1 protein-coding gene is annotated in these 1,528 nt (G+C 48.9%); it reads left to right on the top strand.

What is annotated here, in order from left to right:
* On the top strand, nt 1-1,528 hold a 1,528-nt coding region (gene ilvD, locus B7X71_RS16725), incomplete at both ends, for a dihydroxy-acid dehydratase (RefSeq protein WP_293601566.1).

Below are 1,528 nucleotides of genomic sequence, written 5' to 3'. Positions count from 1 at the left end.
TGCAATAGCGGTTTGCAAAAACTGGCAGACGCTGCGGTAACCGCCCTTGAAGAAGCTGGCGCAAAAGCACAAATGTTTGGTACCCCTACCGTGTCTGATGGCATCGGCATGGGTACTGAGGGCATGAAGTACTCCCTCATCTCCCGTGAGGTGATTGCTGACAGTATTGAAACTTGCGTCAATGGATTATGGCAAGACGGCGTTGTGGTTATCGGTGGCTGCGATAAAAATATGCCAGGCGGCATGATGGCAATGGCCCGCACCAATGTACCAAGTATCTATGTGTATGGCGGAACAATTAAACCTGGTCATTTCAAAGGCAAGGATCTGAATATCGTTTCTGCGTTTGAAGCCGTTGGTGAGTTCACCTCAGGACGTATGAACGAAGAAGACTTAAAGGGTGTTGAACAACACGCCTGTCCAGGTAGCGGCTCTTGCGGTGGTATGTATACAGCGAACACCATGAGCTCCTCATTTGAGGCTTTAGGTATGAGCTTGCCTTACTCCTCCACAATGGCCAATGAAGATGCTGAGAAAGTTGCCAGCGCTCATGAGTCAGCGATTGTGTTAGTTGAGGCTATTAAGAAAAATTTGCGCCCTCGTGACATCATCACTAAAAAATCCATTGAGAACGCAGTGAGCGTGATCATGGCAGTTGGTGGATCTACCAATGCTGTTCTCCACTACCTAGCAATTACTAGTGCTGCTGAGATCGACTGGACGATTGATGACTTCGAACGTATTCGTAAGCGTGTTCCTGTCATCGTGGATATGAAGCCTTCTGGACAATATTTGGCAACTGACCTTCACCAAGCTGGCGGTATTCCGCAAGTCATGAAGATTTTGCTTGATGGCGGACTCTTGCATGGTGATTGCATGACTATTACCGGCAAAACAATCGCTGAAACTTTGAAAGATGTTCCCTCAGTTCCACGCGCCGATCAAAAGGTCATTCGTACTTTAGATAACCCACTGTACAAGCAAGGTCACTTAGCTATTTTGAAGGGCAACATCTCCCCCGAGGGTTGCGTTGCCAAGATTACCGGCCTCAAGAACCCATCCATTACTGGCCCCGCTCGTGTATTTGACTCTGAAGATGATGCAATGGCGGCCATCATGGCGCAAAAGATCAAAGACGGTGACGTCATGGTCATTCGTTACGAAGGACCTAAAGGTGGTCCTGGTATGCGTGAAATGCTTGCCCCTACCTCCGCCCTCGTTGGTCAAGGTTTAGGTGAGACAGTTGGCCTCATTACTGACGGACGCTTCTCTGGCGGTACTTGGGGCATGGTGGTTGGTCACGTTGCTCCTGAAGCATTTGTGGGCGGTGTAATTGCCCTGATTCATGAAGGCGACTCTGTGACGATCGATGCTCATAAGTTACTCATTCAACTCAATGTGAGTGATGAAGAGATTGCTAAGCGACGTGCTGCTTGGGTACAACCTAAACCACGTTATACCCGTGGATTGCTTGCTAAGTATGCTCACCTCGCGAGCACTGCAAGTAAAGGTGCGGTAACGGATCTGA

Source organism: Polynucleobacter sp. 39-46-10, from assembly GCF_002282275.1.
The sequence above is the reverse complement of the archived record's forward strand: the minus strand, read 5'-3'. Positions and strand labels throughout refer to the sequence as shown.